The sequence below is a fragment of the Pseudomonas sp. D47 genome, assembly GCF_045447305.1.
GTDB lineage: Bacteria > Pseudomonadota > Gammaproteobacteria > Pseudomonadales > Pseudomonadaceae > Aquipseudomonas.
The window spans coordinates 21,848-28,255 of record NZ_JBJGXU010000071.1; the positions used below are offsets into that span (position 1 = coordinate 21,848).

Below are 6,408 nucleotides of genomic sequence, written 5' to 3' on the forward strand. Positions count from 1 at the left end.
CATTTTGACTTTTATCAGGCCTCGGGAACGCCTTTTTCCCAGGCGGACCAGTTCTTCAGAATCGCTTGAACCAACGGATTACCGGTGCGATACAGGTTCTCCAACGCCGGCACAAACCCGCCTTGGTCGGCGTATTTCAGCAAGTTGTCCACTTCGCTGTAGCCAGGGTACGGCCGGTCGAAGTCCGAGCCGGCACGCACCACGGCCAGGCGCTGGATATCCACCAGGCCTTCGCGGCTGGCGCGCAGCAGGGCTTCGTAGGTGGAGTTGTCTTCCTGCTGGGTGGTGCAGTACTCGCCTTTGTTGTCGGTGAGTAACTTGGTCCAGGCTTCGGCGCGCTCGCTCAGGCGCGTGCCGGAGAACCAGGTGTTGCCCGCCAGGGTGTCGCAGCGGGTGACTTGCGGTGGCTGGTTGGCCGGGGCGGCCGGGTAGTGTTTGCGCCAGGCGCTGGATTCCTTGCTTTCGCTCAGTTCAACCTTGTGCGACAGGGCAAATGCCTTGGCTTGCAGCTTGGGGTTGAGCTCAAACACTTCGGTCTTGTAGTCCAACGGCGGTTTTTCGTTGGGGCCTTTGGTATTGATGCCGATGTAACCGGTCGGCCAATCTTTAGGCGCATCACGCGAATCGATTTCCCACTGGGTGCCGAATTCCACCAAGTAATGCGCCCAGGCGGCGGTGCCGATGGTGCCGTGTTTTGGGCTGATGCCAGCGATCCCGGCGATCAAAAAGTAGCTCTGGCGCAAATCAAACTTGGGCGACAACGCCAAGGCGAGAGTCGAGGCGGCGGCGTTGGTCTGGCCCATGCCGGTGACCAGCAGGCACACGTCCTGGGTGTTGCAGCGGATCACTGGGTATTCGGCGGAGAGGCCCGGCACGCGCACTTCCTGCTTGAGTTCCAGGCGATCGATCCAGGTTTGCGCCTCGGGGGCGAACATGGTGATCAGCATCACTTTGGGCTTGATCGGCGCGGTGTCCGCCAATACCACGTGGGGCAACAGAGCCAGGCCGACAGCCAGCGAGAGACGAGTAAACACGTTCATCTAATACTCCTTGATCAGAATTGGTAGCCGACACCGGCGTAGTAGCCCCAGCCATCGGAGCGAGCGCGGAAGTTGCCTTCGCCGAAATTCAGCTCGCTGCCATCTTCCCAGTTGCCGCCGTTATGAAAGTAACGGCCGACCAGGGAGAAGCGCAGGTGAGTGAACGAGTACAGCAGCACGTTGGTGGCCACCACGGAATTGGCGGTGCGCGCCGGGTTGTCCTTGTGCAGGTCCGAGCCGAAATCGTAGTTGGTGAAGCCGATGTAGGTCAGCGAAGCACCGTTGTCGAACTTGCCGATGGGCACGATGTACTTCATTTGTGCGCGGTAGCCGTCCCACTGGTATTCATTGCTCGCGCCATAGTTTTCCCACTGGTAGCGCCCATAGAAGTTGGCCGACAGGTTGACCCGCGAGTGGGTGTCGATGTCGGTACCCAAGCCGCTGTACAGGGTGTTGGCGCGGTTCGATTTGTTACTGCCGTGGTCGTAGATCCAGTCAAACGCCACATACCATTCCTTGAACGGGCCGATAGCCAGGCTGCGACCGGCCAGGTAATCGATGGAGATACGCGGCTCGTGCTCCATGAACACCGGCGAGCCATGGTCCCATGCGCCCTTGTCATTACTGTTACCGATGCCGAGAATCTTCGGCACGTCGATATAGCCGTACAGCTCGAACGGGCCTTTACGGCCGAAGTACTCGTATTCCAGGTACACGTCATCTTGCGGTTTGGGGCCGAAGCTGATGTCTTTACTGCCGATCAGCGTCAGGTCCTGGTTGAACCAGTCCGACATATACACGCCTTTTTTCGTCGGGCTGGCTTCGGGAGCCAGGGTTTCGCCCTGTGCTGAGTCATCGGCGGGTTTCTCCTGCGCCAAAATGGGTGCGCTGAGTACTCCCGTAACGGCTGCCAGTAGCAAGGAAACACCAAAGAAAGCAGGATGCCTTGAGGTGAGGTGCATGGAAAATCCCTATTCGTACGCGGTTTGACCCGATTTCTCGGGCAACGGTGAACTTGCCTACCAAGTTCGTTCCGCAAACGTTTGCACAGGCTGTACCAACTTTGCTCAATGGCTTGAATGACATGGAAAAAGGCGTAATTAGTCGACCTTTTGATCAAAAATGATTGGGTGTCATTTTTTTAGGCAAAACCGAGGAGTCACAAGAATGTTCGAACGCTACCTGCAATCCTGGAACCTGACCGTTGATGGCGATCCTGTGGTGACGCCCGGCAGCCACCTGTTGCCCGTGCGTTGGCAAGGCCGGCCGGCAATGTTGAAAATGGCGCACACCGCTGAAGAGCAACTCGGTGGCCGGCTGATGAGCTGGTGGGCGGGCGAGGGTGCCGCGCAGGTGTATGCCCATGACGACACGGTATTGCTGATGGAGCGGGCCATCGGCCCAGGCTCCCTGATGCGCATGGCCCTCAATGGGCAGGATGATCAAGCCAGCCAGATCGCCTGCGCCACGGTTGCCCGGTTGCATGCGTCACGCCCATCGCCGCCGCCAGGGTTAGTGCCCCTGCAAACCCGGTTCCAGTCCTTGTGGACGGCCGCTGATGACAATGGCGGCGTGTTGCGCGACTGCGCAGCGATGGCCCGTGCACTATTGGCGGCGCCACAGGATGTCGTGGTGCTGCACGGTGATATCCATCACGACAATATTCTCGACTTCGGTGCTCGCGGCTGGCTGGCGATTGATCCAAAGCGCGTCATCGGCGAGCGCGGTTACGACTATGCCAACCTGATCTGCAACCCGGATTTGCCGACCTGCCACGACCCGCTGCGTTTCACCCGGCAGGTCGAGGTGATTGCCCAGGCTGCCAACCTCGCGCGCCCGCGCCTGCTGCAATGGGTGTTGGCCCATGCAGGTCTGTCCGCAGCGTGGTTCCTTGAAGATGGAGAGCGCCAGCGCGCAGCCATTGGCTTTGAAGTCGCCCGCCTGGCGCAACGCGCGTTGGCTCAATGGCCGACGGTGTAGGGCGATGGCTGCTCAGCGATGCGATTAAACAAATGCATCGCCGTTTCGCGCCGATACTCGCTCGGCGTCTGGTTCATCTCGATGCGAAAATGCCGGTTGAAGTTGGACAGGTTGGCGTAGCCCACTTCAAAGCAGATATCTGCCACCGACATGTCGCTTTGCAGCAACAACCGGCAGGCACGTTGCACGCGGAACTTGCGCATCAGGTCGATAAACCCGTGGCCGGTGTTGCGCTTGAAGAAGCGCGAGAAGCCCGGCTCGCTCATCTCCAGCTGTTGCGCGATGACCGACAAGCGTAAGTCGCCGGTCAGCTCGCGCATCAGGTAATCGAAGGCTTTGTTGATGCGCTCGGCGCTGCGCGCGTCCAGTGTCGGAGCGTAGCAAGGGCTGGCCAGCGCTTGCACGTGCGGTGCGGGGGCGTTTTTCAGCGTGTCGAGCAGCTGCAGGAACAGGATCAGCCGTTGCAGGCCGTGGGCCTTGCCGATGCCCTCCATCAAGCGCGCGGCCTGCACGGCGGTGTCGCCGCGAAATTGAAGGCCGCGACGGGCGTGTTCGAACAGCGGCTGCAAGTCGCCGAGTTCCGGCAGGGTTTTGCGCAGGGCGAGGAGGGCGGCGCCGTCGAATTGCAGGACTACGTCGCGCCCGGTCAGGTATTCGCCGGGGGCCAGGTCGCCGATCCAGTCGTGGGGCAGGTCCGGACCGATCAGCGCGACATGCCCGGCGCTGAACGCGCCGATGTAGTCACCCGCCACCAGCTTGCCGCTGCCTTGGCGGATCAGGTGGATTTCGAACTCGGGGTGGTGGTTCCAGCGCGCCAGGTCGTACGGGTAGTCATGTTCGAACCAGCGGAAACAGTGATCCGGCTCGGGCAGGATGACTTCGAGTTCGGCAGGGCGGTGTTCGAACAGTTTGGCGCGGCTGATGGGCATGGTGATGCCTCTTCTATTTGTGGAATCTGCTCAAAATACGCGGGTTGGTCACCGGTGCGCTACTCCTGGTTTCGCCCGGCACTGGTACTTTTTTGATCCGCGGCCCTCGGTTAAAAAAGTATCAGCCGTGCATTCGCCATGCGTTTGTGAGGGCTTGGCCAAGCTGCTGTAATCGGCGCTCAACAACAAAAACAACAGGTGGAAACCGCCATGTTCAAGCTCCCACACGCAGTGTTCTTGCTGTCTGGTCTGGCCGTGGCCATGCCCAGCTACGCCGCCGACACCGTGACCATCGCCACGGTCAACAACAGCGACATGATCCGCATGCAGCGCCTGTCCAAAGTATTCGAGCAGCAGCACCCGGACATCAAGCTCAACTGGGTGGTGCTCGAAGAAAACGTGCTGCGCCAGCGCCTCACCACCGACATCGCCACCCAGGGCGGGCAGTTCGATGTGCTGACCATCGGCACCTACGAAACCCCCTTGTGGGGCGCCAAGCACTGGTTGGAGCCGCTGACGCAACTGCCGGTCGACTACGATGCCGACGATATCTTCCCGTCGGTGCGCCAGGGCCTGTCGGTCAACGATACCCTCTATGCCTTGCCGTTCTACGGCGAAAGCACGGTCACCTACTACCGCACCGACTTGTTCAAACAAGCAGGGCTGAGCATGCCTGCGCACCCGACCTGGACCCAGCTCGGCGAATTCGCCGCCAAGCTCACCGCAAAGGACAAAGGCCAATACGGCATGTGCCTGCGCGGCAAGGCCGGCTGGGGCGAGAACATCGCCTTGTTGAGCACCATGGCCAACGCCTTCGGCGCGCGCTGGTTCGACGAACAGTGGAAGCCTGAATTGACCAGCCCCGAGTGGACGGCGGCGGCCAACTATTACGTCAATACCCTGAAAAACTACGGCCCACCGGGCGTTTCCAGTAATGGTTTCAACGAGACCCTGGCGCTGTTCAACAGTGGCAAATGCGCGATCTGGGTGGACGCCAGCGTCGCCGGCTCCTTCACCACCGACAAGAGCCAAAGCAAAGTCGCCGACGACGTAGGCTTTGCCGCCGCCCCGACCGAAGTCACCGACAAAGGCTCTTCGTGGCTCTACGCCTGGTCCCTGGCGATTCCCGCCACCTCCAAGCACAAAGACGCCGCCAAGGCGTTCATCGCCTGGGCGACCTCCAAGGACTACATCCAATTGGTCGCCGATAAAGAAGGCATCACCAACGTACCGCCAGGCACCCGCCAGTCCACCTACAACGAGGCTTACTTGAAAGCCGCGCCGTTTGCCCAGGTAACGCTGGAGATGATGAAGCACGCCGACCCTGCGCACCCGTCGGCCAAGCCGGTGCCGTACGTCGGCATCCAGTACGTGACCATCCCGGAATTCCAGGCTATCGGCACCTCCGTCGGCAAGCTGTTTTCGGCGGCGCTCACCGGTGGCATGACGGTGGATCAGGCGCTGCTCCAAGCGCAGTCCACCACCGAACGCGAGATGAAACGCGCCGGCTACCCGAAATAATTTCTACAGGACACCACCATGAAACGACTCGAAGGTAAGAGCGCGCTGATCACCGGATCGGCGCGCGGCATCGGCCGCGCCTTTGCCCAGGCCTACATCGCTGAAGGCGCAACCGTTGCCATCGCCGATATCAACTTGCAACGCGCCCAGGCCACGGCGGCTGAGCTGGGCCCACAGGCTTATGCGGTAGCAATGGACGTCACTGACCAAGCCTCGATCGACGCCGCGATTGCCGCCGTGGTAGCCCATGCCGGCAAGCTCGATATCTTGATCAACAACGCCGCACTGTTCGACCTGGCGCCCATCGTCGACATCACCCGCGACAGCTTTGACCGGCTGTTCTCGATCAACGTCGCCGGCACGCTGTTTACCCTGCAGGCTGCCGCCCGGCAGATGATCAGCCAGGGCCACGGCGGTAAGATCATCAACATGGCCAGCCAGGCCGGGCGGCGGGGTGAGCCGTTGGTGGCGATCTATTGTGCGACCAAGGCGGCGGTGATCAGCCTCACGCAATCGGCGGGGTTGAACCTGATCAAGCAGGGCATCAACGTCAATGCCATCGCCCCCGGCGTGGTGGACGGTGAGCACTGGGATGGCGTGGATGCGCTGTTTGCCAAGCATGAGGGGTTGCCGCCGGGGGAGAAGAAGAAGCGGGTTGGGGCTGAGGTGCCGTTTGGGCGCATGGGCACAGCGGAGGATTTGACTGGGATGGCTATCTTTCTTGCGTCGAAAGACGCCGACTACGTGGTTGCCCAGACCTACAACGTTGATGGCGGCAACTGGATGAACTAGAGCCTAGCCTCCATTAAGAATGTGGGCGCTGGCTTGCCTGCGATAGCCATGGGTATCTGCGCAACTTTTTGTGTTGCGTTAAGTTTTTGAGGGGGGTTTTAGGTAGGTATGAGTACATATCCGTTGCTGCGGTAACGGCTGATATG

Annotated in this window: 6 protein-coding genes; 3 read left to right on the forward strand and 3 right to left on the reverse strand. The window is 60.5% G+C overall.

The window, feature by feature from the left end; translation table 11 throughout:
* Positions 1–14: 14 nt before the first annotated feature.
* Both ACI77I_RS28015 and ACI77I_RS28020 read right to left on the reverse strand, forming a co-directional pair.
* Positions 15–1,040 carry a purine-nucleoside phosphorylase gene (locus tag ACI77I_RS28015; RefSeq protein WP_406999409.1) on the reverse strand — a complete coding sequence of 342 codons (1,026 nt, stop codon included), beginning with the start codon at positions 1,038–1,040 and terminating at the stop codon, positions 15–17.
* 14 nt (positions 1,041–1,054) lie between these two features.
* On the reverse strand, positions 1,055–2,002 hold the full coding sequence (locus ACI77I_RS28020) for a nucleoside-specific channel-forming protein Tsx (RefSeq protein ID WP_094953781.1): 948 nt from the start codon (positions 2,000–2,002) through the stop codon (positions 1,055–1,057).
* 205 nt (positions 2,003–2,207) lie between these two features.
* Between ACI77I_RS28020 and ACI77I_RS28025 the strand changes: the two genes are divergently transcribed.
* Positions 2,208–3,020 carry an aminoglycoside phosphotransferase family protein gene (locus ACI77I_RS28025; RefSeq protein ID WP_094953780.1) on the forward strand — a complete coding sequence of 271 codons (813 nt, stop codon included), beginning with the start codon at positions 2,208–2,210 and terminating at the stop codon, positions 3,018–3,020.
* Here the strand turns inward: ACI77I_RS28025 and ACI77I_RS28030 are convergent.
* On the reverse strand, positions 3,002–3,949 hold the full coding sequence (locus ACI77I_RS28030; RefSeq protein ID WP_242150378.1) for an AraC family transcriptional regulator: 948 nt from the start codon (positions 3,947–3,949) through the stop codon (positions 3,002–3,004). The genes ACI77I_RS28025 and ACI77I_RS28030 overlap by 19 nt on opposite strands.
* 261 nt (positions 3,950–4,210) lie before the next feature.
* Here ACI77I_RS28030 and ACI77I_RS28035 point away from each other — a divergent pair, with 261 nt between their 5' ends.
* Both ACI77I_RS28035 and ACI77I_RS28040 read left to right on the forward strand, forming a co-directional pair.
* Positions 4,211–5,470 carry an ABC transporter substrate-binding protein gene (locus ACI77I_RS28035; RefSeq protein WP_406999414.1) on the forward strand — a complete coding sequence of 420 codons (1,260 nt, stop codon included), beginning with the start codon at positions 4,211–4,213 and terminating at the stop codon, positions 5,468–5,470.
* A gap of 18 nt (positions 5,471–5,488) precedes the next feature.
* Positions 5,489–6,262, forward strand: coding sequence for an L-iditol 2-dehydrogenase (locus ACI77I_RS28040; protein WP_263472451.1), 774 nt, complete (start codon positions 5,489–5,491; stop codon positions 6,260–6,262).
* Positions 6,263–6,408 lie beyond the last annotated feature (146 nt).

Coding starts and splice junctions, on each gene's coding strand:
- ACI77I_RS28015 (WP_406999409.1), bottom strand. CDS start 1,040: ATGAACGTGTTTACTCGTCTCTCGCTGGCTGTCGGCCTGGCTCTGTTG.
- ACI77I_RS28020 (WP_094953781.1), bottom strand. CDS start 2,002: ATGCACCTCACCTCAAGGCATCCTGCTTTCTTTGGTGTTTCCTTGCTA.
- ACI77I_RS28025 (WP_094953780.1), top strand. CDS start 2,208: ATGTTCGAACGCTACCTGCAATCCTGGAACCTGACCGTTGATGGCGAT.
- ACI77I_RS28030 (WP_242150378.1), bottom strand. CDS start 3,949: ATGCCCATCAGCCGCGCCAAACTGTTCGAACACCGCCCTGCCGAACTC.
- ACI77I_RS28035 (WP_406999414.1), top strand. CDS start 4,211: ATGCCCAGCTACGCCGCCGACACCGTGACCATCGCCACGGTCAACAAC.
- ACI77I_RS28040 (WP_263472451.1), top strand. CDS start 5,489: ATGAAACGACTCGAAGGTAAGAGCGCGCTGATCACCGGATCGGCGCGC.